Annotated in this window: 14 protein-coding genes and 1 pseudogene; 3 read left to right on the top strand and 12 right to left on the bottom strand. The window is 57.1% G+C overall.

Annotation, left to right across the window (positions count from 1 at the left end; translation table 11 throughout):
• Nucleotides 1–2: 2 nt before the first annotated feature.
• The 6 genes and pseudogenes from OGM67_09865 to OGM67_09890 form a co-directional block, all read right to left on the bottom strand.
• Entirely contained in the window at nt 3–404 is a 402-nt protein-coding gene (locus tag OGM67_09865; protein UYJ33891.1) for a DUF3846 domain-containing protein, read from the bottom strand.
• Nucleotides 405–413: 9 nt separating this feature from the next.
• On the bottom strand, nt 414–1,355 hold the full coding sequence (locus OGM67_09870) for a ParB/RepB/Spo0J family partition protein (protein ID UYJ33892.1): 942 nt from the start codon (nt 1,353–1,355) through the stop codon (nt 414–416).
• Nucleotides 1,312–2,130 carry an AAA family ATPase gene (locus OGM67_09875; protein ID UYJ33893.1) on the bottom strand — a complete coding sequence of 273 codons (819 nt, stop codon included), beginning with the start codon at nt 2,128–2,130 and terminating at the stop codon, nt 1,312–1,314. The genes OGM67_09870 and OGM67_09875 overlap by 44 nt, the downstream gene beginning before the upstream one ends.
• Nucleotides 2,127–3,062, bottom strand: coding sequence for a toprim domain-containing protein (locus tag OGM67_09880; protein UYJ33894.1), 936 nt, complete (start codon nt 3,060–3,062; stop codon nt 2,127–2,129). Before OGM67_09880 ends, OGM67_09875 begins: the two co-directional genes overlap by 4 nt.
• Nucleotides 3,063–3,527: 465 nt before the next feature.
• On the bottom strand, nt 3,528–4,163 hold the full coding sequence (locus OGM67_09885; GenBank protein ID UYJ33895.1) for a sigma-70 family RNA polymerase sigma factor: 636 nt from the start codon (nt 4,161–4,163) through the stop codon (nt 3,528–3,530).
• Between the two features lie 139 nt (nt 4,164–4,302).
• Nucleotides 4,303–5,263 (bottom strand): annotated as a pseudogene (locus OGM67_09890) (calcium/sodium antiporter).
• Nucleotides 5,264–5,859: 596 nt separating this feature from the next.
• Between OGM67_09890 and OGM67_09895 the strand changes: the two are divergent.
• The 3 genes from OGM67_09895 to OGM67_09905 are packed head-to-tail and all read left to right on the top strand — an operon-like array spanning nt 5,860 to nt 7,720.
• Nucleotides 5,860–6,294: an Lrp/AsnC family transcriptional regulator gene (locus OGM67_09895; GenBank protein UYJ33896.1), complete on the top strand. Its 435-nt coding sequence runs from the start codon at nt 5,860–5,862 to the stop codon at nt 6,292–6,294.
• 7 nt (nt 6,295–6,301) lie between these two features.
• Nucleotides 6,302–6,721, top strand: a complete 420-nt coding sequence (locus OGM67_09900) for a zinc ribbon domain-containing protein (GenBank protein ID UYJ33897.1) — start codon at nt 6,302–6,304, stop codon at nt 6,719–6,721.
• Nucleotides 6,722–6,730: 9 nt separating this feature from the next.
• Nucleotides 6,731–7,720 carry a glycosyltransferase family 2 protein gene (locus OGM67_09905; GenBank protein UYJ33898.1) on the top strand — a complete coding sequence of 330 codons (990 nt, stop codon included), beginning with the start codon at nt 6,731–6,733 and terminating at the stop codon, nt 7,718–7,720.
• Nucleotides 7,721–7,943: 223 nt separating this feature from the next.
• Here OGM67_09905 and OGM67_09910 read toward each other — a convergent pair whose 3' ends face one another.
• The 6 genes from OGM67_09910 to OGM67_09935 form a co-directional block, all read right to left on the bottom strand.
• Nucleotides 7,944–10,019, bottom strand: coding sequence for an elongation factor G (locus OGM67_09910; protein ID UYJ33899.1), 2,076 nt, complete (start codon nt 10,017–10,019; stop codon nt 7,944–7,946).
• 226 nt (nt 10,020–10,245) lie between these two features.
• Complete coding sequence (locus OGM67_09915) at nt 10,246–11,466, bottom strand: hypothetical protein (protein ID UYJ33900.1); 1,221 nt, start codon at nt 11,464–11,466, stop codon at nt 10,246–10,248.
• 126 nt (nt 11,467–11,592) lie between these two features.
• Nucleotides 11,593–12,366: a type II secretion system GspH family protein gene (locus tag OGM67_09920; protein ID UYJ33901.1), complete on the bottom strand. Its 774-nt coding sequence runs from the start codon at nt 12,364–12,366 to the stop codon at nt 11,593–11,595.
• Nucleotides 12,367–12,371: 5 nt separating this feature from the next.
• Nucleotides 12,372–12,719 carry a hypothetical protein gene (locus OGM67_09925; protein ID UYJ33902.1) on the bottom strand — a complete coding sequence of 116 codons (348 nt, stop codon included), beginning with the start codon at nt 12,717–12,719 and terminating at the stop codon, nt 12,372–12,374.
• Between the two features lie 56 nt (nt 12,720–12,775).
• Entirely contained in the window at nt 12,776–13,537 is a 762-nt protein-coding gene (locus OGM67_09930; GenBank protein UYJ33903.1) for a hypothetical protein, read from the bottom strand.
• Between the two features lie 22 nt (nt 13,538–13,559).
• Nucleotides 13,560–24,182, bottom strand: a complete 10,623-nt coding sequence (locus OGM67_09935) for a type II secretion system GspH family protein (GenBank protein UYJ33904.1) — start codon at nt 24,180–24,182, stop codon at nt 13,560–13,562.
• Between the last annotated feature and the right edge of the window lie 88 nt (nt 24,183–24,270).

The raw sequence follows: 24,270 nt of genomic DNA on the forward strand, positions 1-24,270 counted from the left end.
CATCATCGGCTCAACCTTTCCCAAAAAGAGATCTTACTTCCAAAGCGCTCATCCGGCGGGCGGACCTTGGCAACCGGCAAATCACCGGACAGCATATCCTCTACCTGCGGAAAGAACAGCAGCCGATTGTAGCGCTCCGCCTGTACTTTGGAAAGCCCCAACATTTTGGACTCACTGAGTCCACAAACCAGAAACCGCCCGCGTATGGTGCAGCCATCCTCCAGTTGTCTGTTGTATTTCAGCCGGCTTTGGTTTTTACTGCACACAACGCCGATTTTCGATGTGCCGAACGGTTTCAGCAGCAAACTGTCGCCCTCGATCACCTCGGAAATCGCCGCCTGCGGGCTGTCAAAGGCAGCCTGATAGGGGCAGTAGCCCGGTTCTACAATCAAAACTCTTGTCATACCGCCACCTCATCGCTCGTAATCCTGCCGCTTGCGGTAGTAGTTCTCCAAAAGTTTCAGGATGGTGCTTTCCATCTGTTCGGAGGAAAATCCCTTGGGGAAATAGCGCTCGACCTTGGAAACGGCAATCGTGAGCTGCGGCTCACGCGGCTTTACGCTGGGGGAACGGGCAGACATGATCCCGTGGATTTTGTCTTTTGTTAGGACGCTCTCCTTGCTGGCGGCTTTGAGCTTTTGCGCCTGTGACAAAGACGGCGTGCAGCCCTCTTCTTCCATGTAAGAGAGAAATTCTTCCTGTTCCTCCGGCGTCAGGTAACTCAACTCCACCGCAGGGGTGGTCTTGAGTCTGCCGTCATCCACAAGCTGCATCAGGTCAGGGGTCAGTTTGTTTAGGCGGATAAAACGCTGAACTTGCTTTACACTCTCTCCGGCTTTTTCTGCAACAATTTGATTTGATCTGCGTTCTTCTAACTTCGGGCCAACTTGGCCCGAAGTTAAATCACTGCGCCGACCTTGCCTTTTTATTGCCTCCAACTTCATCTGATATGCCTTTGCCTTTTCGCTTGGCAAAATATGCTCTCGCTGGCAGTTGGAATCCACCATCAAAATAATGGCGGTATCATCGTCCATATCCCGCACAATGCAGGGCATGGTATCCACTCCGGCGCGTCGGCTGGCGTGGCAGCGGCGGTGCCCGGCTACAATTTCATATTCGCCGTCCCGGCGCGGTCGAACGATGGCGGGGGTCATTACGCCATATTCCTTGACGCTGTCCACCATCTTGTCCATTTCTTCATCGTCGCGCACCTGAAACGGATGCCCCTCAAAGGGGTGCAGCTCAGACAGCGGCAGGATCTGGATTTTCTCCAACTTGGCATCCTGCCGTTCCTGCTCACTGGAAAAGAGATTATCGAGTGAGGGGAGTATGATGTTGCTGCCGTACTCTCTCATTGTCCACGACCTCCTTTGCCAAGGTTTTATAGGCGACGCTTGCAGCACCGCTTGCATCGTAGCTCAGCACGCTGTGGGCGCTGGAGGCACTCTCCGCGGTGCGTGTGCTAATGGGAATTTCCGTGCGGTAGATTTTTAGTGCGTATCCGTAGGAATTCCGCAAAGCGGCACAGACATCTTTGCTCAGATTGGTGCGCCGGTCCACCATGGTCAGAACAATGCCGTCAATTTCAAGCTCCGGCTTGATGCGGCGCGTGATTTGATTGATGGATTTGATCAGCGACACCACGCCTTTCAAGGCAAAATGCTGTGCCTGCACAGGGATCAGCACCCGGTCAGCAGCCACAAGCGAAGCCACCGTAAGGATACCCAGCGAGGGCATACAGTCGATCAGGCAGTAATCGTATTTGTCCTTGAACGGCTCCAGTGCCTGTGCCATAATGCGCTCATGTGCCATTACATTGACCAGCCGAACTTCCATATCTGACAGCCCAATGTCCGAGGGGATAAAATCCACTTGTTCTTCATGGTGCATCACCACCTCCGGTGCCGGTTCGTCTGAAATAACAGATTCCATCAGGTCGCTGATTGTGGCGCTGTTGGCAGCTCCGGTGTGGCCAAGGTAACTGCTCAAGTCACCCTGCGGGTCGGCGTCCACCAACAACACCTTGTAGCCCATAGCGGCCAGCGAGGTGCCAAGATTCACGGCTGTGGTCGTTTTGCCCACGCCGCCCTTTTGATTTGCAACAGCTATTGTTTTCATGTTCAACCTCATCTTTCCATAGAGATCAGCTTTTTGGCTGCTACCAGATATTCGTTATAGTCCTTGCCCACGGCAGGGGGCATATCTACCACCACGAGATTTTTTTCTGTGAGCTTTTTTACGACTGCTTTGGCAAAGTTCCGCCCCGGCTCATCGCGGTCAAAGCAGAGTACTGCCATTTTTACGGCAGGATGATGTGCAAGGAAATAGTCAATAGGCTGGTGGTTCAGCCCACCCAGCGCCAGATAATGCACGCTGCGCCAGGGCCTATCGTGCTTATATTGCCGGATGGTCGCACCGGACATGGCATCAATAGGCGCTTCATAAATCTCCACGGTATCGCACTCCGGGTCTTCGGCGGAAATCAAAAAGCCGTATTGCTTTTGACTGCCGGAAACATCGCCACGGAAAGTGCCCTGACAGCCTCTCTGGAACGCGCAGCGCGCCACGCCATGCTCATCCTTGCCCACAAAAACGCAGTTGCGGTAGTTGCCGCGTGTGGTCTGGTACAGAATGCCGCTGCCCACGCAGTAGCGCAGGACCTTAGGGCTGATACCGCGGTGCATCAGGTAAGCGGCAACGGCTTCGGCGTTTCGATCCGGGGTAGGAAGTGTAAATGGACGAGGCTCGTGCGGCTTTACAGGCGCTGCCTTAGCCGGTTGAAAAGAAACAGCGACCGGTGCCATCTCGTTCAGCAGACGAACCGCCGATACAAAGTCCATGCCCTCCACCTTGGTCAGATAATCAATGGCGTTGTTGCCGCCTACATTACGCGAAAACCAGTGGAAGAATCCATTGGCAGGCGTGATAATCAGGCTATCGTGCGTCCGGGTGCAGTACTCGCGATCCGTTTTGCGCACAAGTTCGCCGGGGTGATAGGTTTCCAAATACTGCATCACGGTAATTCGGCGGGCAGCTTCGATGTTCTTTTGGTATTTTCCCATGGGGGGTGACCTCCGTTTCTGTATGAAAAAAGCACCTTGCCTACAAAATAGGTAAGGTGCCAAGGATACGACTATTTGTTTTTAGCTGGCTATTTGTCACTTCAGCCAGCTGAGAGGGGGTTGTTAGGGGGAGAGGAACCTCCCAAACCCATTCCTGAAAAAAGTTATACTTCCCCCTTGATTTGATAAGATGGTTTCAAAAGGATGCGGATACACGCAAATTAACCGTCCCGCATTGTCGGATGCGGTAAGATGATTTTGTTCAGCATATTATCGATAACGATCCTGGTTTTGATATATTCTCTTTCGAAGGCTTTAGGCCTACGTTAGAGATAATCAAATCAATCGTAGAAGATGCAGATCGCAACTAATAATTTGATGAGTGGCCGCTAAAGTTAATAATCAAAACACTGATGCCCGGGGAGCCTTTCGGCCCTCCGGGCATCGTTTACATTAGTGGCGGCGCTATACATAGCTGCGGCTGATGTGCAGCGTCTGCGCCGTCTGCTGCTGGGTCTGTGCCGCACCGCCGAAGCCGTACCGCAGCCGCATGATCTGCCGCTCCCGCCCAGGCAGCTGCTCCACCATGCTGCGCAGCCGGGCCGCATCGGCACGCTGCTCGCAGTCTGCCTCCATGTCAGTCTCATCGGGCAAGGTGTCTGCCAGCGTCAGCTGACCGCCCGTCTCCAGCGGCTCCTGCAGTGAAAGCTGCGGCCCCGCCCTGCGCGTGCGGCGCAGTTCCATCCGCAGCTCATTCTCAATGCACCTGCTTGCATAGCTGGCGAACTTTTTGCCCTTGTCGGGGTCGAAGGTATCCACAGCCTTGATGAGGCCGATGGTCCCGATCGAGATGTAATCGTCCTGCGCGGCATCCCCAGCGTAGTATTTTTTGCAGATATGGGCCACCAGCCGCAGGTTGTGGCGTATCAGCGTGTCGCGCGCAGCGGCGGCGGCCGACCCGCCCCGGCGCAAGTCGGCAAAGGCCGCGCACTCCCGCTCCGGCGGCAGCGGCCGCGGAAAGGACCCGCTCTCAAGATGCAGCGCAAGATACAGGATATGCCCCGCAGCCACCTGCAAAAAATAACCCAAAATGCCCAGCATACACACCACCTCGCGGAAATGTATGCCGGGTATCTGCTTTTTATCCCTGTCTGCAGGCTCTGTGCGGCGCTTTTCAAAAAACGGCCCGGCACACCCGCTGCCTTTGCGCAGCGGGTGTGCCGGGCCAAGCCTGTGTTGTTTACAGCGTGAACTGCACAGCGCAGAAGGCTGCGTAGATCGCCAGCAGCAAAATGCCCTGCACACGGTTCAGCTTGCCCTTGCACAGGGCGGGAACCGTGAGGATCAGCATAACAGCCAGCATGACCGGCAGCTCCAGCACAAGGCTGGAGTTGATGCCGAACAGAGTGGCGCTCTGCGGAACGGTGAAGGGGGCCAGCGTGACCGAAACGCCGCTGACCAGCACCAGATTAAAGACATTGGCACCGACAACATTGCCCAGCGAGAGATCGCTGTGACCCTTGACCAGCGAGGTGATGGCGGTGACCAGCTCAGGCAGAGAGGTGCCCAGCGCCACAAAGGTCAGCGCGATAACGCTCTCCGGCACACCCAGCGTCTGCGCAATCAGGGTGCCGTTGTCCACCAGCAGGTTGGCGCCCAGCGCAATCAGCACCGCGCCCAGCACCAGCAGCACCAGCGTTTTGGCGAGGGGCATCTCCTCCTCGGCGTCCTCATGGGCCTCGGCGGGGGTGTTTTTTCATCTGCAGCACATTGACGACCATGTAAGCGACAAACATCGCCAGCATGATGATGCCCATGACGCGGGTAAACCGGCCGAACACATAGGCCGCCGCACAGTAGATGGCTGCCGCCGCAAAGAAAAAGGCGACCGGCGTCTTTAAGGTCTTGGGGTCCACCTTGCCGGGGCGCACGGCGATGGTGATGGCTGCAATCAGCGCCGCATTGCAGATGACCGAGCCGATGGCGTTGCCGTAGGCGATCTCGCCATGGCCGGAGAGTGCGGACATCGTGGAGACCATGACCTCCGGCAGGGTCGTACCGATTGAAACGACCGTTGCACCGATGAGAAGCTCCGGCAGATGAAAGCGGCGGGCCAGTGCGGACGCCCCGTCCACAAACCAGTCGCCGCCCTTAATCAAAAAGAGCAAGCCGACAATAAACAGCAGTACAGGGATAAGCATAGTGATTCCTCCCATAAAAAATGACGATTGATGTCGGAATTTTTATTATAACACAACAGCCGGCCTGCCGTCAAACCCGGAATCAGTTAATAATATTAACGAAATCGAGGGCTTTGCGGCTCCTGCCGCGCGCATTTACTTACTTTATTCACGATACCGAAAAATCCCAACTGTGAGGGAGCCAAGAAGCAGCCAAGACGCAAGCACCGCCCTTTTCGACAGTCCGCCTTTCTTATAGCGCAGTTGCCCGCAGAGATATTTTGAACATTTTTACCTACTTTGTAGCAGATGCAAACACAAAGCCCCGCAGGGGCTACCTGCGGGGCTTTGTGCATAGAGGGGTGGGAAAGTATATAAAGGTCAGTGAATGTCTTGATTGATTACGAGTATCATTATAGCAGGATTTCTTAAAATGTCAAATGCCATACTTGCATTTTGGTTTTCAAAAGATTATAATAAAACCATTGACGCTTAATTTTATTTAGCGGCGGCACAAAAAAGCATACTTTTTCAACTTTGTTAAAGACAACAATGTCTGTATACTTCACATTATTTTTTTGTGCGCATTATACAAAACAAAAGCAAGGAGTCATTTCATGGACGAACTGGACCACAAAATCATACAGCTGTTGGCAGAAAATGCTCGTATGCCCGTCAAAGACATTGCCCAGCGGGTCAGCCTGACCAGCCCCGCCGTTTCCAGCCGCATCCACCGGCTGGAGCAGGAGGGCATCATCGGCGGCTACACCGTTGTGCTGCGCCACCCCGATGCCCCTGCCCGGGTCGAGGCGCTGATCTCGGTGCTGGTGGACGCTGCCACCCGTGCAAGCTTCCTCTCGATGATCGAGCAGGAGTCTCAGGTGCTGCAGTGTTTCCGGGTGACGGGCAGCTACAATTTTATAATCAAGGTGAGCTGCACCGACATTGACGCGCTGGAGCATCTGCTGACCAAGATGCAAAAGATGGGCTCCACCAACACCCAGATCATTCTGAACACCCAGCTGGACCGCAACCTGACATTGGAGGAATAACAAAGTTATGCTACGCTTCTGCAAAAACTGCGGCCTGCTGGTGCCGCATGACGCCCGCAGCTGCCCCCAGTGCGGCGCACCGGTGCCCCCGGCCGCCTGCACAGCGCCGCAGCAGGGCCCTGTCCAGCCGCTGTATGACACGCCTGACCGGGACGAGGACGCTGCCGTCACTGCCATGAGCCAGAGCGCCACGGCAGCCGCACTGATCCTCTTTGCCATCCCGCTGGTCGGGCTGGTTCTGTCACTGGTGTGGAGCTTCGGCGGCACCCGCAACCCCGCCCGCCGGCGGCTGGCGCGCGCCTATCTGATCCGCACCGCCGTGGTGGCAGTCGCCTTTGCGGTGTTCCTGCTGGTCGGTGCGCTGGTGCTGAGCGCCGTGCTGCACGCCGGTCTCGCCTACTACTACGCCAACCCCTATTTCTGGTAAGGAGACGCCATGAAAGCATCTGTCATCATCCCGAACCTGAACGGTGCAGGCTGGCTGCGGGATTCCATCGAGTCGATCTGGGCACAGACCGAGCAGGATTTTGAGCTGATCGTCATCGACAACGGCTCCACCGATGAAAGCCTTGCGATTGCCCGCAGCTACTGCGGCCGCGACCGCTACACCCTGATCGAAAACGCCGACAACACCGGCTTTTCCCACGCGGTAAACCAGGGCATTGCGATCGCCAAGGGCGAGTACGCAGTCCTGTTCAACAACGACGCCTTTGCCGAGCCGGACTGGCTGGCCGAGCTTATCAGGACGGCCGATGCCGACCCGAAGATTTTTGCGGTCAGCAGCCTGATGCTGCGCTACTATGAGCCGGAGCTGGCCGATGACGCAGGCGATTATGTTACGATTTTGGGCTTTGCCTGCAAGCGCGGCGATGGTCTGCGGGCCAGCCGCTACACAAAGCCCTGCCGCATTTTCAGCGCCTGCGGCGGCGCAGCGCTCTACCGCAAATCCATCTTGGACGAGATCGGCGTTTTTGACGAGCTGTTCTTTGCCTATTACGAGGATGTGGACCTGAGCTGGCGTGCCAACAGCTACGGCTACAAAAATGTCTACTGCCCCACGGCCAAATGCCGCCACATCTGCGGTGCGACCACCGGCGCGGTGCGGTACAACCCGTTCAAGAGCATCCAGAGCGGCCGCAACAGCATTTTGCTGCCCTACAAAAACCAGCCCTTGCTGATGCTGGTCCTGAATTTCATCCCGATGCTGCTGGGCTACCTGTTAAAAGTCGTTATGTTCCGGCTGCGCGGTTTCGGCAATGACTACGCAAAGGGTTTCCACGAGGCATGGGTCGCCCTGCCGAAGATCGACAAGCCCAAATTCCGTTGGAAGAATCTGCCCAACTATATCTGGGTGGAGGGCAGTTTGATCGTCGGGCTGTTCCGGTATATTGTGTATCGGGTGCAGCGGGCGCTGAAGATTACCTGATTGGGTGTGCGCATTTACAAATTTTGATGCACTGTAGGGGCCGGGCATGCCCGGCCCGCCGCCTCCCGGGAGGCTGGTGCTGACGGGTAACGGCCAAAGCCCCTTTCAGGGCGGGCTTTGCCCGCGGGGCGTCGGGGACGCCGCCCCCTACAACACAATACAACAAAAGCACCTGCTAGCCGGTCACACGCATACCGGTCAGCAGGTGCTTATTTTTTACGCTTTAATCCTCATCTGCAAAGTTGCCAAGGGCCTTGGCCTGCTCGATAACCTTGCTCTCCAGCATCTGGGGCAGGGTCTCATAGCGGACAAAATCAAAGGTGAAGTAACCGCGGCCCTGCGTCAGCTGACGCAGGAAGGTGGTGAAATCCTGCATCTCCGCCACGGGGACCTCAGCCTCCACGACCTGCAGACCGTCCTCATCGGGGTTCATGCCCAGCACGCGGCCGCGGCGCTTTGTTACCTCGCCCATGATGTCGCCGGTGTTGTCCGCCGGGACATGGGCCTGCAGCGCGCCGATGGGCTCCAGCAGGACGGGGCCGGCCTCGGGGATCGCGGCCTTGTAGGCGATCTTGGCGGCCATGATGAACGCCATCTCGCTCGAATCAACGGGGTGATAGCTGCCGTCCAGCAGGGTGGCCTTCATGCCGACCATCGGGTAGCCGGCCAGCACGCCGTGCTCGGCCGCCTGACGGACGCCCTTCTCAACTGCGGGGAAGAAGTTCTTCGGCACGCTGCCGCCGAACACATTCTCAGCAAACTCGATTGCCTCGCCCTGCACAGGCTCGAACTGAATCCACACATCGCCGAACTGGCCGTGGCCGCCGGTCTGCTTCTTGTGGCGGCCCTGCGCCTTGCAGCTCTTGCGGATGGACTCGCGGTAGGGCACGCGCGGTGCCTCCAGCGTGATCTCAACGCCGAACTTATTCTTCAGCTTGGCAAGCGCGACCTCCAGATGCTGGGTGCCCAGACCGCTGATGATCTGCTGCTTCGTCTCGGGATCGACCACAAAGCTGATGGCGGGGTCCTCCTCGATCAGGCGGGCCAGCGCGCCGCTGACCTTGCCCTCGTCGCCCTTCTTGGCGACCTTGACAGCCATGCGGTAGCAGCTGACGGGGTAGACGGGTGCGGGCAGCGCCACAACGCGGGCGGGGTCGCACAGGGTATCGCCGGTCTTGGCGGTGGCCAGCTTGGCAACGGCGCCGATGTCGCCCGCCGCGATCTCGGCGGTATCGGTCTGCTTTTTGCCGCAGACAGTCAGCGTCTTGCCCATGCGCTCCGGCTGGCCGGTGCGGGCGTTGACGGCGTTGCTGGCGGCGGTCAGCTTGCCGGACAGCACCTTGATAAAGCTCAGCTTACCGACAAACGGGTCTGCCACGGTCTTGAACACATAGGCGCACAGCGGCGCAGCGTCATCGACCGCGATGTCCACAGGGCTGCCGTCCTTATCCTCGGCCACGGCTGCGGCGGTATCTGCGCCGGGCAGCAGCACATTCATGTTGTAGAGCAGCATATCCAGCGCCTGCATGTTGACGGCGCTGCCGCAGAACACGGGGGTGATCTGACCGCTGCGCACGCCGGCGGCCATGCCCTGCACGATCTCCTCGGTGGTGAAGGCCTCCCCCTCGAAGAACTTCTCCATCAGGGCCTCGTCCGTCTCGGCGATGGCCTCGCTCATGGCCTGGATCAGACCCTCAAAGCGGTGGCCGATGTCGGGCACCTCGATCTGCACCTGCTTGCCGCCCTCATATTTAAAGGCCTTCTGGCTGAACAGGTTGATGTACGCGACCGTGCCGTCATCAAGGCGGACCGGCACGACACAGGGGCAGACGCTCGGGCCGAACTTGATCTTCATCTGCTCAAGGATCTTAAAGTAATCGGCGTTCTCAAGGTCGGTCTTGGTGACAAAGATCATCCGCGCCTTGTTGTTTTTCAGTGCCAGCTGGTAGGCCTTCTCTGCGCCGACGGTAACGCCGGAGCGGCCGGATACACAGATCAGCACGCTCTCCGCTGCCATGATGCCTTCGGCGGCGCCGGTCTCAAAGTCAAACAGACCGGGGGCGTCGATCAGGTTGTACTTGATGCCCTCATACTCGACCGGCACAACGCTGGCATTCAGCGATGCCTTGCGGCGGGTCTCCTCGGGGTCGAAGTCACTGGCAGTGGTGCCGTCCTCCACGCGGCCCATACGCTCGGTAGCGCCGCTCATGTACAGCAGTGCCTCGGTCAGCGTTGTTTTGCCGCAGCCGGCATGGCCGGCCACCAGAATGTTGCGGATGTCTTTGCTTGCGTAGCCCATGGATCGTCAAACCTCTTTTCGCGCCGGGGCGTTTCCAACCGCCCTGCGGCGTAGATATTCTTTGCGGCGGAGTGAATTTTGAACACTTCCCACCTGTTTGATACTACTTTACCACATTGTTGTGGAAATTTAAACAGTTTTTTAGATTTTTTGTAAAAAATTTTAGTCAAAAGATTGTGTAAAGTGTAAAAAAAGAGCCGCGCACCGGCGCGGCTGGAAAAATTGCTTATTTCTTCGTTGTTTTTTTGCGGCGGCGGGCGCGTCCGCTGTCAGCCTTGATCTCCGGCACATAGACATTGTAGCTCAGCAGATACCGGCCGTGGGCGGGCACGCGGTAGAAAGCCGCCTTGATGCGCTCCAGCGGGCTGGAGCCTGTCTCGGCCGCGCTGCCGCTGAGCATGATGACATACTGCATATCGCTGTAGCGGGCGGCCACATCACACTGGCGCAGCGTGGTGTGGATCAGCTCGCCAAGCTGCTCCACCATGGTAGCAGTCTCGGCAGGCTCGGCATTCTGGCCGGGGGCCACCGTCACGATGGCCAGAAACACCGGCAGACCGTAGCGGGCCTGCACACCGCGCAGCACGCGGTAGGTCTCCTTAAAGGTTTCAAAGTCGCAGAGGCAGGCGCCGGTGTTTTCGGTGTCGGGCAGGGCGGCGGTCAGGCGGGAAAGCTCGCTCTCCATGTTGCGGTCCGCCTGACGCATCTGGCGGTAGGCAGAGCCGGCGCGTCCCGGGTCAATGGCATGGTGCAGGCAGCCCATTGCGTTGCCGCGGCGGGCAAGGTCCTGTGCCTCGGTGTGGCGGCCCAGCGATTCCAGCGCCACGATTTCCTCCAGATAGAGGCGCTCCTCGTAGGGGTCCAGCTCAAGCGCGTGGGCACACAGCGATATAATGCGGCCGCTTTCGCCCCACTTTTTGCAAAGCTCCAACAGGCCCAGAATGGCCGTGCGGTACTGCCCGTGCAGCCGGACGCTGACACTCTCGACCCATGGCTCGGTGGCAAACTGGGGCAGCAGACGGCCCTTGTACAGGTTGACGATCTCCTCATACAGGCGGCCGCGGCTCTCGGGGTCAGCCTCGCAGCGGGCCTTCTCGGACAGGTCGTTGACCTCAAACACATCCACGCTGCAATCCAGCGCGGGGTTCCACTGGTAGCTGCCGCGACTGGTCTGGATGCAGCCCTGCAGCTCGGTCAGGCCCTCGGCCTCGATCATATTGCGGAAGCGGTGCAAAATCGCGCGCAGCGCCATATCCGGGTTGGTCGAGCGCTCGCCCGCCCACAGCGTATCGGTGATGGTCTTGTGGGACACCCGCTCCCCGCGCTGCAGCACAAGGTACTGCACCAGCGCCGTTGCCTTGCGGGACTGTGCCAGCTGGGCCAGCACCGGGTTGCCGTTTACGCGGATCTCAAAATCGCCCAACATTCTGATTTCGACTGTTGCCATGTGGTATTCCTCTCTGCTCTATACAACGGGGCGCAGCGCCCCACCTTTCCTATATTGTTCCATAGTATAACAAAAATCAGGAGGTTTGTCCAGCATAACACGGGATGTTCTTGCTTGGGCGGTGCTTTACGACACCGCCGGGTTGCTGCCGTCCCAGCTGCCGGGTTCCTCGATATACACCGGTGCGCCCGGCAGCGGCACGATCGCCTTTTGGGTACACAGCGGCACGGCATTGCCCTGTGCGTCCTTTTGGGCCACGGTCAGCACAACGGTCAGCGCCGTGACATGGGCGTATTTTTCCCCCTCGGCCTTGGTATAGCTGCGGGCGTAAAACTGCAGGTCACTGATAAACATCCCCATGTAGGCATCCTTGGGGTAGGCTGTCGTGTAGGCGTAGGCAACATAAGGCAGTTTCGTTCCGCTCTCCAATGTCACCTCATGCTGGGGCTTATAGGTTTTTTTCTCCTGCATATAGAACCGCATGTGCAGGTAACCATCCAGCTCGTTCGCGGTCTCTTGGCTCAGCAGCGGCGTTCCGTCCGCCTTTGTCAGCGCCGGAACCTTATCCTTGTCGATCAGCTCGATATGATTGGGGTAGACGCTGAACTCCAACGCCGTGCCGCTGCTGACACCGGCTTTGGGTAAAAACACTTTGTTTATATCTTCACCATTTTTAGCGCCGTCCGCAAAGCGGATATATCCGTTAGCGTTCAGCAGCTCGCCGCGGATGGTCTCGATCAGCGCATCGGCCAGATTCTGGGCGCGGGTCTGCTGCTGCACCTGCATATACGCCTGCGCGCTGGGCTGTATCAGCGTGACAGCCGCAAGCGTAAATAGCGACAGCAGCACCATGCAGACAACAAGCTCGACCAGCGTTGTCCCCCTTTTGTTTTTCAGCACTCGCATCATGGTGTTCCCTGTCCCCCGCTGGTATTCGACTGGCCCTTGCTGTAACGGTGGAAGGTGTAGGTCTCATCCGTGCCATCCTCCGAGGCCTTTGCCTCAAGCTTTTGCTTTTGGACATTCTCAACAACAAACTGTGCGCCCGTACCGGTAAAGGTATAGCTTGCAGTGCCGCCGTCATTCACCCATTGGGGCATTCCATCTCCGGCGGGGTACAGCTTCTCGCACTGTGCATAGGCCGTCTGGCGGATCGTTTCCGCCTTCAATGACATGGTGCGCGCATAACGCAGGGACACCACGAACAGCGCCGTAAACATAAGCAGCAGCACAAAGGAAACGATCACTTCCACAATCGTTTCTCCGCTTTGATTTTTAAGGTATCTCGACATAGCCGCTCCTTTCCGGGTCATTGGCGCACAAATTTGCTGCTCTTTGTCTGGTTCAGGTCATAGTGAATCTTGATTTCGGTATCAGCATCCTTGCGCAGTGTATATGTGCTATCAACATCCGTGCGTTTAAAATCGAGCTTCTGACCCGTTTCAGCATTACCGGTCAACTGATAACTATTATACCGGGCCGTGTCCGTGCCAATCGTATAGTACGCCACTTTACATGTGCTGGTGTGCTGGTAGCTCCTTGTGTAGGAGAACTTCTCGCTCCCCTGCTTTGCAGTCACCGTCACCTCCACAACATAATCCGACAGTTCCTTATCTTTAAAGCTGTCAAGCTGGCCGTTAAGTGCAGTAATGTCATAGCCCTTTGTTGCCAGCGCTGCAACATACTCGCTTTTATCCACCTCGTCAGCCGGCGTTTTTTTGAGCGTGATCTCCAGCCCGCTGCTTTCGTCCGCAAAGGTATGCTCCGTGGCATCGCTGTAGGTAGTCTGCAAAAGGTAATTTTTGTCAATGAACGCTGCCAGGCTGTCCGCCTGCGCACCGCCCGCTGCCGTACTGTAGCCGGTCAGCTGGTCATCCAGCACATCGGAAAAGCTCGTTGCAAGGGTATACACCTCCTGCTCTATCAACTGGCGGTTCGCGTTCGCCGTCAACACAGACGCCGCATAGACCAGCGCCGCAGACAGCGCCGCAAAAACCGCGCCGATACACAGCACAAGGATCATTGACAGTCCCTGTTGATTTTGCATGATACCGCGGGCTTTTCTGCCCATAGGTATACCCTCCTTCATTGTGTTATCCCACTGCAGGCAGCTCCTCTTTCTCAGCTGCAGCCGTTTCGGGCGTTGCCCGCAGGACACGCGCCGCCCGCAAAACCGGTGGTGCTGCGGCAGGGCTTTGCTCTGCTGCAGCGTCCTGCGCGGGCTGCTCCTCTGCTGTCAGGGTCAGGGCGGCAGCTGTACCGTCATTCGGCACAGTCAATTCCAGCTTTTCAGACTGGGTGGTCTTTTCCGCATCGCCCTCGGCCAGCACAGTAACCTTATCGGTAATGCGCTGGCGTGTATCGTCCTTGTGCAGCAGATCGACAAGGTCAGGCAGCGTTACGCGGTAGCCCGGCTCACCGTCACGGTCAAGGTATTCCAGCGTTGCAAAGGTTTCGAGCTTATAGCGCGGCGTACCGCTGGCGTCCTTCAGCTCATAATGGCCATCCAGCGTCACATGGTTCGTTGCAAGTACGAGATTATTGTTCTCGTCATGGACTGCCTCGCCCTTCTCGTCTGTCTTGACCGTAGTGGTCAGATCATAGAATGTGCGCCCGTTTTCTTCGCTCTGCGGGATCGTGATCGTATAGGCAGTATCCTTTATTGTAACTTCCTTTGTCACAGACAGGATTTCCCCGCACTTGGTTGTGATCGTACCGTTCTCGTCCATTACATTCCGCTTGGCTACAGTAAAGGTGATCTTGTCGGTTGTTTTGTCATCGGCAGAAGTGATCTCCAGTTGATACTTGTCTGCCAGACCTTCCCCTGTTTCCTTGCTGTAGTTTACGGCGTTCCATTCCACTGCAAAGCGGGAAATATCCGCCTCTGTGCTTGCGGGCGTCCATGGCGTCTCACCGTCAGCGCCGAACAGCTGCAGGGTTGCCTTGGAATCTACAGTTGTAAAGGCGTTCTGGTTCGTCTGCGGTGCATCCAGCTTGATCTTGGGCAGCTGCATCTGGGTGGGTGTTTCGCTCAAACCGTCTGCAACATAGTAGTACCAGTTGGAGCTGGCGGTTGTGCCGTCGGTGGACATGCGGCGCAGGGCGGGCAGCAGCCAGTAACCGGCATACTCCGGCTTCATGGTAAAGCTTTCATCGCCAAGCGCAAACGCTGCGCCGTCCGTTGTCGTTTCTGCCTGCGCACCGCCGTCCATCCGGCCTTCCGGCAGCAGGCGCAGCACGCGGCCGGGGTTGGTCGTGTCGGCCAGCATATCATTCAGCGCATTTGTCAGGGCTGCCAGACTAGCGGCCTTTGCATCGGGCGCCTGCGCATGCTGATAGCTGTTCGCCAACTCCGCGATTTGCTTGTAATCTGCGGCATCTTTAAAGAGATAGCCCATGTAGTAGTAGCTGCCGCTGCTGGCGTCTTGAACCGTCAGCGTCAGCTTCTCCTCGGTCAGGAACTGGGTCTGGCTCGGCGTCTGGTAGCTTAGCGCGGCTGTGGTCACAACGGGCGCAGCAAGGCGCTTTTCTACAACCAGCAGGTTGCTGTACTCACCGTTCGGGCTGCAATACTTCTTGCCGTCAACCGCATTTGCTACGACATAGAACCGCAGGGTCACGCCCTGATACTTCTCAAGGTCAACGGTGCAGCTGTTTTTCGTGATGCCCTTCCAGTCGGCAAGCGCCGTCCAAGTATTGCCGTCAAGCTTTTCTGCGTACAGGGTATATGTCACCGTGTTCTCGCCTTTGTCGTCCGCGCTTGCGGGCCAGGTGATGTCGTAGTTCAGTGCATTGGCGCTGTTGTCGTTGGTGCGCATGATGCTGTTGACCTGACCTACCGCAGACAGACGCTGCTTAACAGTACAATCTGCCTCGCCCGCCAGACCGATTGCATTGGTGTCCCCAGTGTCCGGCTTACGGGTGACATGCAGCCGCACCGTATCATAGCGCCAGCTGCCGCTTGCAAGGTCATCGTCCACGCAGAGGGTCAGGGTATAGGTGCCGGTTTTGGTGTCAAATGTGGTTTTATCCGCCAGCGACACGCCGTCCTTCAGCTCGATTTTTTCCTTGTCCGCGATTGCGGTGGTTTCGCCCGTCTTTTGGGTCAGCAGACCGTACAGGGTGACATCGTAGTCATGCTTGCTTGTATCAACACTGCCGTCCGCCTTGTACTGCGTCCATGTAAAGGTATAGTTCAGCTTGTTGTTTCCATCCACATTGCTCGTGGTTTCGCTGCTTACCTTGGGGGCTTTCAGAAGTGTGAGGTTGAGGTCATCCTTGCGGATCTGCTTTTTAGCCATGTCATACCACGAATCTTGGCTCGCAAAGAACTGCAGCGGGGTCAGGTGGTAATAGCTGAATTTGCCGTCCGCACCGCGCACGATCTCGATGCCGTTGTTCCAGCTGACGGGGCTATTGTTACTCTTTTCAATAGCATTCAGGGCATCATCTGCGGTGATTTCCCAGCGGGTCACGACCTGCGGATAACCGGCATCAATAGGCACAGAGATGACCTTCAGGTCGGTGTAGCTGCCGTCAAAGACCACGGCGGGCAGGTTGCTCAGCACAAATTCCGTACCGCTGCTGTAGACCGGCTTTTCCACCGCAGCAAGCGTCACATACTGGCCTTTCAGCGGCTGTGGGTTGGCTACCGTTGTATCCTCTGCCGCATTGCTGATTTGTTCATTACCGGTATATTGACCCACCAGCATAACGCGGTAGTTCGGCACGGTGTTGAAAATCGTATCTGCGGTAAATTGCAGGTTCACGGTAATCGACAGATCATCCGCCGTGCTGCCGGTTATGACCGGCTGACCCATGGTTGGCTTATTTGTTTCAAACGCCGTACCGTGGACAAGGCCGCTGTTGCTACCTTTATCCCCGGTGCTATAGTATGTCTTAGGAATACCGATCTCCTCATCATAGCGGGCAGACTCCATCCATGCACCTGTTGCACCTTCACCCGGGGTTGCCGTGGCGCGCAGGCGGGTGGCAGAGCCAAGGCCGTTTGCTATCAATGCTTCGGTGGTGTTTGCACTCAGCGTAATTTCCGTATTGGGTTGGTTCATCAGGTAGGCGGTTACCTGCCAGCCGCCCGCGTTTTGATAATCACTTGCGTTTGTCAGCACAAGATACTGGCCGTAGGGCTGCCCATTGCTGTACTGTTTTTTCAGGCGGATCTCCAGCTTCGGGGTGGGCAGGGGGCGCACGAAGTACTGCGCGGCAGACATTTCCTCTGCACCTGTGGCGGTTCCGTTCACGGCCTTTACACCGACACAGAATTGGCTGTTGCCAATAGCGTTCGCCAGCGCATCATCCGCGTCAAACAGATAGCGCGTGCCGTAGACCTTTATGTTTTGGTAGCCCTCCAAAGGCGTCTTGCTATCGCCGTCAACCTTATACAGCGTTACCAGATAATGGCTCACATTCTGTATCTGGTTATCCGGGAAAATGCCGTCTGTGGCCGCGGCCGTCCATGTCACCTCATAGCGGCCATAGACAGCGCTGCTATCTTTTTTATGCGCAACTTGCAAGTCAGAGACCTTCCCGGGGGCGCGCTTGTCCAGAACTTGCGTATAGTAGTTCTGGATCAAGTCGTCCGTGATGTCCTGCATACTCGGGGCTTTATTGTTGTCTGTATCGCCGTACCACAGCAGGATGGTTGCAAGATCCTTATTGTTGATTTCGTGTTCGCTGGGATTGCCTGTATAGAAAATCGTGGCCTGTTTTTGTTCAGCGGTTACAGGCTTTATGTAACATTTTCTAGTATCAACCGTATCCAAATTCCGATCAAACATCATGCCTGCTGCAAAGAAACGGTTTCCGCTCTCTATGGAGTTATCAATACCCGCATACAGCCGTGTACCTTTGTTATAGTGGCCGCTACAAGCGGCACCCCAATAAACACCCGAAGACACTTCCTTTTTGCTTGGTTCTTTTTCTTCAAGCAACAACAGTGCCGCAATCTTTTGTTTATCAAAGCTGTTTTCGTCCATAAAGTAGTTGCCGTAGGCCACGATGTTTTCGCTTCCACGGTTCATCGCAATGGGTGCATTATTGGAACTAACAGTATTTTTATACAGAGCAAAACAATTCGTGACTGTGGTGGATGCACTCGTTGCACTGCCATTGCCACGGTTGCCGCAGATACCTGCAAACAAGTTGATATCGCCTGATTTAAGTGAAATTGTAACATCCGTAGCGTAGTTACGGCAGCGGTCAATATAAACCTCGACCTTATTCGGAATTTTTGTTCCACCGTCACCAAATGGTCCCAGCCAGCCCATGATGCCGGCTGCCAGCGACTCGCACTGCATCGTAACATCGCCGTTCACGCAATCGACAATGTTGATGCGCAGATAGTCATTTGTACCGTCCGCCATGACCACCTTGCCAAGGATACCGGCAACATCGTTGGCGCCGTGTTTTTTGTTATTGTCACCCGGCCAATTTCCGCTGGACAGAATATCGCCGTGGTTCTGGCAGGAGAGGATATTTGCCGTGCCGCCGGGGGTAGGCTGGTCAAAAAAGCCCACGATGCCGCCGACCGTGCCCGAACCGCCACCGGAGTTGGTATTGGTGCTAAGACTGCCGAAGTTGAAGGATTTTTCAATCGTGCCGCCGTTTTTCAGCCAGGAGGCAATGATGCCGCCGATATAGTTGGAGCCGCTGTCAAACACAGTGCCAAGGTTCACACACTCGCTGATGACCCACTTGTCATCGGTCGTGTTCTGCTGCACGCCGATTACACCGCCCACATAGGCAATTTTTGCGTTGCCTCTATGGGTCGTGTCATCGTCATTTTTGCCGTCTGTGCGGGTAAAGCGGCGCACGGCGGCGCAGTTGACCAGCAGCTTGACCTCGCCGGTTGCCTCGTTCATGCCGATCATACCGCCGATTTTGGATTCATCGGTCGTGTTGTCGCCGTAGACAAACCACTTACCGGTTGCCGCGCGTGTGATCGTGCCGTTGACGGTGTTGAAGCCTGCCACGCCGCCCAGATAGCCGCTGGATTTTCCGTTTTTATCAGTTGTACCGCGCAGACCGACCAGCAGGTCATTTTTGGCAAGGCCGGTGGCGGTGTAGACATTGTTGTTATTTAGGGACACCGTGTCAACGCCTTTAAGGCTATTATAAGCAGTGCCTTTCAGGGTGGTGATCATGGTATTGACAGCATCATTTTCATCGGCTACTTCTTCAATTTTTCCAGTTTTTTCATTTTTTCTTTCCACTTTGCCGTCCAGCAACATGCTGACCCGGTCAAACATTGTTCTTTCACAATCTATGCCATCGACCTGATAGGTAAATTTATCCGTAAATGCTGCACCACTGCCGCTGCTGCTAATGCTGCCGTTGTTTGCGCCTGCCACGCCGCCCACAAAGCCGTAGCGCGCGGTGATGATACTGCCGCCGCCTTCCCCTGTGGCAACATAGCAGGATGTAATGGTGCTGTTGTTACGGCCCGCAATGCCGCCCACGCTGCTGGCGCTTTTCAGCTTTTCCGCATAGGTCTGGCTGTCGCTCAGGCCCGAGGCACCCATCACCTGCAGCGTGATTTTGGGCACCCTGCACCCATTGACCTCACCATTGTTCAGGCCGACGATGCCGCCCACGGTGTCCAGCACATTGGCTGCGCCCGTGGTGATATTATCGTTTGCCGCAGTATTAGCCTGCCCCAGCGCGCCCTGATAGGTACACTTTAACAGAGTGCCGCCGCCGGCATTTTCGCCGGCTACGCCGCCCAGATTCTTGTATTTATTCAGATTGTCTGTAATGTTCAGTGTAACAGTTGTTTCGCTGATTGTTGCGTCCTGCGTATTGACGCCCGCCGCACCGCCAAGGCTGATGCTGTCTGCCCGGGCCGTAAGGCCGCTGAGATTCAGCGCAGGGCTGCTGACAGTACACTTATCAATCGTACCGGCATTTTTGCCCGCAATGCCGCCCACATTGGTAGCCGGGCCACGGTAAACAATGGCTGCGTTCTCGCTAAGCGTAACGTCGCTGATTGTTGCACCCGCGTTGTTGATGGCCGTGACCGCACCGATGCTTTCCCCGGCAAAGGTAATATCACAGCTGCCGACAGTGCCGCCCGTGATGATGCCGAAGTTGTTGGCCGCAATGGCCGCCGCATCGCACTTGGCAACGCCGATTTTGACGCCGCCTACAACGCTATCTACAATTTGGGCGCCGCTTTCATTGCTGCCTGCAATACCGCCCGCATTGCCGTTGGTGGCATATACCGTGTAGTTGTTCCCGGTCTGCCCCGCAGTGTTGGTGCAGCCCGTAATCGTGCCTATCTGCCCGTTAGTGCCAGCCCTATTGCTGCCCGCAATGCCGCCTGCAAACTGGTCATTGGCGCGCACACGCGCCCCACCAATCAGCGTCACATCGGCAATTTCGGCATAGTTTGCACCGGTTGCGCCGCCTGCGTAGTTCTTGGTGGCCGTGACGGTGCCTGTCACCTTGCCGCCCGCAATGCTGGCTGTTGTGGCGTTGCGCGTGTTGTTGCTGCCCGCAATGCCGCCCGCATAGCTTTCTGCCGTAATGTTGACCCGCAGGGTTGTGCTGCCCAATACGATGCTGCCGCAGTTTACGCCTGCAACGCCGCCCGCGCACTCGTTTGCCTGCACCGTAACGGGGATACTATCGGAAGTGTTATAACTTATGCTCGCACCTGTCAGGTTCAGGCCCGCCACGCCGCCGATGATGTACCGGCCGCGCACGGTGATGCTTGCTGCCGGGGCCGAGTCCGTGACCGTCCCGTTGTTGATGCCAACGATGCCGCCAAGGTAGGCATAGCCGTCCTGCTGGGTGCCCAGTGTGGCGTAGGTAGAGCAGTTTTTGATGCTGCCGCCATTCCAGCCGGCGATGCCGCCCGCCGCGCTCTTGTGGGAGACAATGCCGTAGTTGGTGCAGCTCTCCAGCTTTGTGTTTTGGGTCACACAGCCGATGATGCCGCCCGCCATAGAACCGCGGGCGTTTTTATCGCTAACATAATCGTTATAGTTAAAGCTGTCGTTATACCCCGGCAGGCTGACACCGCTGCCGAGGATGCCGGTCTCGCCCCGCATTTTCAGGCTGCCGACCGATGCCGCGTTGCTGTCGCTGCCGTTCGTTGCGTTGCTGATGGTCAGGCGGGTTTCTGCATCGTTATAGCCGACAATGCCGCCCACATAGGCGTTGACCTCCAGATTAAACTGGTTGGCCGCGCCGCTGAGGGTCATGGTATTGGCCGTATCGCGCGGCAATGTATTGTTGACCGTCACAAGGCCTGTTTTCTCCGCCACGGTGGGCAGAATCGTTGTCAAATCGTCCGGGGCCGATGCCAGCAGGCAGTTATAGCCGATGATGCCGCCCGCCAGACCGTCGGCCTTGATGCGGCCCGCCTTTGCGGTGGTTTTAAATGTGCTGACCGTGCTGCCGGATGTGGCGGATGTAATGGTAAACGCCGTTCCGTCCGTGCCGGCCACCGGCATGTTAGCGCCGATGACACCGCCCACGCAAAGCGTGCCGCTGATTTCCGTCACCTTTATATCGGCCGCGGGCAGGGCCGGGGCAAGGTTCAGGCCGATCATACCGCCGACCGCCTTGCCGCCCGTAACCTCGCCGCTGACGGTCAGCAGCGAGGTGCTGGTATTTGTGATTTTCGCCGTTGCATCGTTGCAGCCGACCAGACCGCCGACAAAATCATTGCCGCAGATGACCGCGCCGATCTGCACCGTGGTTGCATTCTTGTCCCATGTAAGCACGGCATTTTTGCCGTTGCGGCCGACCAGACCGCCCACATAATCCGCGCGGGTGGTCGTTTCTTGATTGCTTGCATCTTTATAGGTGCTCAGCGCCTGCAGCAGGGCGCTGCGGCTGCTGTTGGTGGCGGTGTCCGAGGCCATGCTGCTGACGCAGTTTTGAATGGTGGCAGTTATATTTGCTGCATCGATGCTGCCCCAATCGGCATCATTCAGGCCCGCAATACCGCCCACATAGGCCGCATTTTTACCAAGGCCCGCCACAAGGCCGCTGTTGGTAACGCCGCTGACCGTGCTTTGGCTGCCGTTGACCGACACAACACCGCCCACATAGCGGTTACCCAGCACGGTGCTGCTGTTGCTGCCGCCGGTTATTTTAAGCTGGCTGCCGCTGAAGCCGCCCGCCATGCCGCCGACAAAGCAGCGGCCCAGCACATAACCCTTTTGCGTGGTGCAATTATCCAGCTTACACCCGCTGGCAAAGCCCACCAGACCGCCGACAAAATCACCCTTGAGCGGGCTGCCATCGGTGAGTGCGCCATCGTTAGCATACCCGCCCTTGACGGCGGTTTTCAGCTGTGTTTCGGTCATATCGCGGCGGGTGGTGCTGGTGCTGCCGCGCAGCGTGACATTTTTGCAGTAGCCCGCAACGCCGCCGAAGAACTGGCCCAGCACACGGCTGTTTTCACCCTCGGCGCTGCCAAGGTAGTTGGCGCCCACGCTGACCGTACCCTCGTTCTGAAGGCCGGTCAGGGGGACATCCGCACTGCTGCTGTTACTGTTATAGAGGTTGCCCACAACGCCGCCCGTAAAGGCGCTGCCGATGACGGCGGCCTTGTTGGTTATGGTTTTTTTATTGATGGGGTCTGCCTCAAGCTTCAGGTTGGCGGCATCCATCGTGCCGACCACACCGCCCACGCCGATGCTGCGCCAGATCGAGTTTTGCCCGCTGGCAGCTGCGGCGTAGCGTGCCTGTTCTGTAAGGGTATTGTCCGCAGCTTTCAGGCTGTTGTCCTGCAGCAGACCGGCTACCGTCACATCGGCGTCCACCGTCAGCGCGGAAATTGTTTGAGTCTGGCCGTTTTTGGGTATGGCAACGCCCACGAGGCCGCCAATGCCGCACGGCTCGTTTTCATAATAGGCTGTGCCACTTACTGTTGTGCGGGCTGTCGCGGTGGCGTTGTCGTCAAAGGGCAGCATTGCCAGCACCTGCGCGGAAACCGCATTGTTTTTGCCGTGGGTCAGGGTGCATTTTTCCAGCGTGCCGGTGTTGACGCCGCACAAAGCACCGACCGCGCGGATGTCGCGGTACGCGCTGTCACTTGTGTCCAGCGGCTTCAGGGCTGTGGTCCCGGTCAGCGGCAGGGTGCCTTTTGCGCGGGTCACAATTTCAACATTGACCTGCACATCGGCATCGCGCAGGGTCATGTTTTTGATCGTGCCGTTATTTTCGCCCACAAGGCTGATGTAGCGATCAAGCAAATTTTCGTTTTTCTGTCTGCCGGTCCGGGAGACAGAGCTGCCGCGCAGCTGCAGGTTCATGATGGTGATATTTCCGCCGTCCAGCGTTACATTTTTGGGCAAGGTCAGAATGGTCGGCCACGCCACGGCCTCCTCTGCCGAGGGGACCTTGGCCTCCGGCGGGAAGTTTTTGCCCTGTGCCGGGCAGTAGACCGTAACGCTGCCGCCGGTCCAGTTCAGGCCGGTGGCGCCAAGGCTCTGCGCGGCGAGGGTGTAGGCGGCGGCAGTCTGGCCGGACGCCCATCTGTCCGCCCAGCGCAGGTTGTACAGATGGCGGAAATAGGTAAGGTTGCCCTTAGTGGCTGTTGCCTCTTTTGCAAACAGGCTGTTTTCCACATTGGTGTCGGCCGGGGTGCTGGGGGTATAGCTGCCGGAATAGTCGTCCCGCGCCTTGGCCTGCAGCGTGACATAGAAATCCTGCGGCCCGCCCGACAGCAGGCGGGTGATGCTGTACAGGCTGCTGTCGGTCACACTTATGCTGTTTGCCATCTCGCCGCTGTCATTCTCGCAGGAGCGCAGCAAATCAGCGCTGGCCATAGAGTCCAGCGTCAGGACAAAGTTGCCCTTGTTGTAGCTCAGGGGGTAGTAGAGGGTCTTTTCAACCGGTGCTTCGTTGTCGGCAGCATAGATTGTTGTTTTCAGCGGCACCGGCTCATTGGTCTTGACTGCCGGCAGCTCCACCTCGATCTCAAACAGCGGATTTTTCTTGCCCGTATCGGTCGATTTGTAGGCTGTTGCCACATACTGCACCTGCGTATCGCGGGTCACATCGCCGCCCCAGCTCAGGGTCAGCGTTTCGGTGTTGGAAAGGCGCGGGTTCTTGACCTTCAGCTTGGTCTGCTGCAGCTCGACCACATTCACACGGTCCTCGGCCGAGTAGTAGCCCACAAGGCTGTCATGGCGGCGGTGGTCATAGCTCCGGTCATAAATGTCCGTTGCGCCGTTTGTTTTCCCAAAGCGCAGCTTGTCGGCGTTCGTGTCATAAAACACTGAGTACACCTGCCCGCTGGCGGCGTCGATCTCAACGCAGATGGCCGCATTCAGCAGCGAATCATCGTAGATGTAATCGCCCAGCAACTCGCGCAGCAGTTCATTGTCGCTGTCATCATCTGTTACTTTATCATAATACAGGGCATAGATATTTTTGTTCAGCTCATCGGCCTTCTGCGCGGCGGGGTCAAAATGCGCGCCTGCCTGACCGTTCAACAGCACCTTCTGGCGGAAATCGTCCAGTTCGCCCGCTGTGTCCCTGCGGGTCAGGGCGATCTGCGCGGTCTGGAAAAGGGTGCGGGCGTTCGCCTCGTTCTTCTCAAACCGGGCCAGACGGGTATAGGCGATCAGGCCGCCCCCCACAAGGGCCGCCAAAATTGCCATAATCGCCAGCACAACCATAAGCTCCACCATCGTGAAGCCGCTGCTTCTGCGCGTTTTCTTGTTGCAATGCACCATAGATGCTCCCGTTTATATCACGGCATTGCCGCATATTCCCGCCCGGCAGACACCGTAGCGGCCGTTGGAATTTGCGGCAGCGCCCTGC

The sequence above is a fragment of the Oscillospiraceae bacterium genome, from assembly GCA_025757985.1.
Lineage (GTDB): Bacteria > Bacillota > Clostridia > Oscillospirales > Ruminococcaceae > Gemmiger.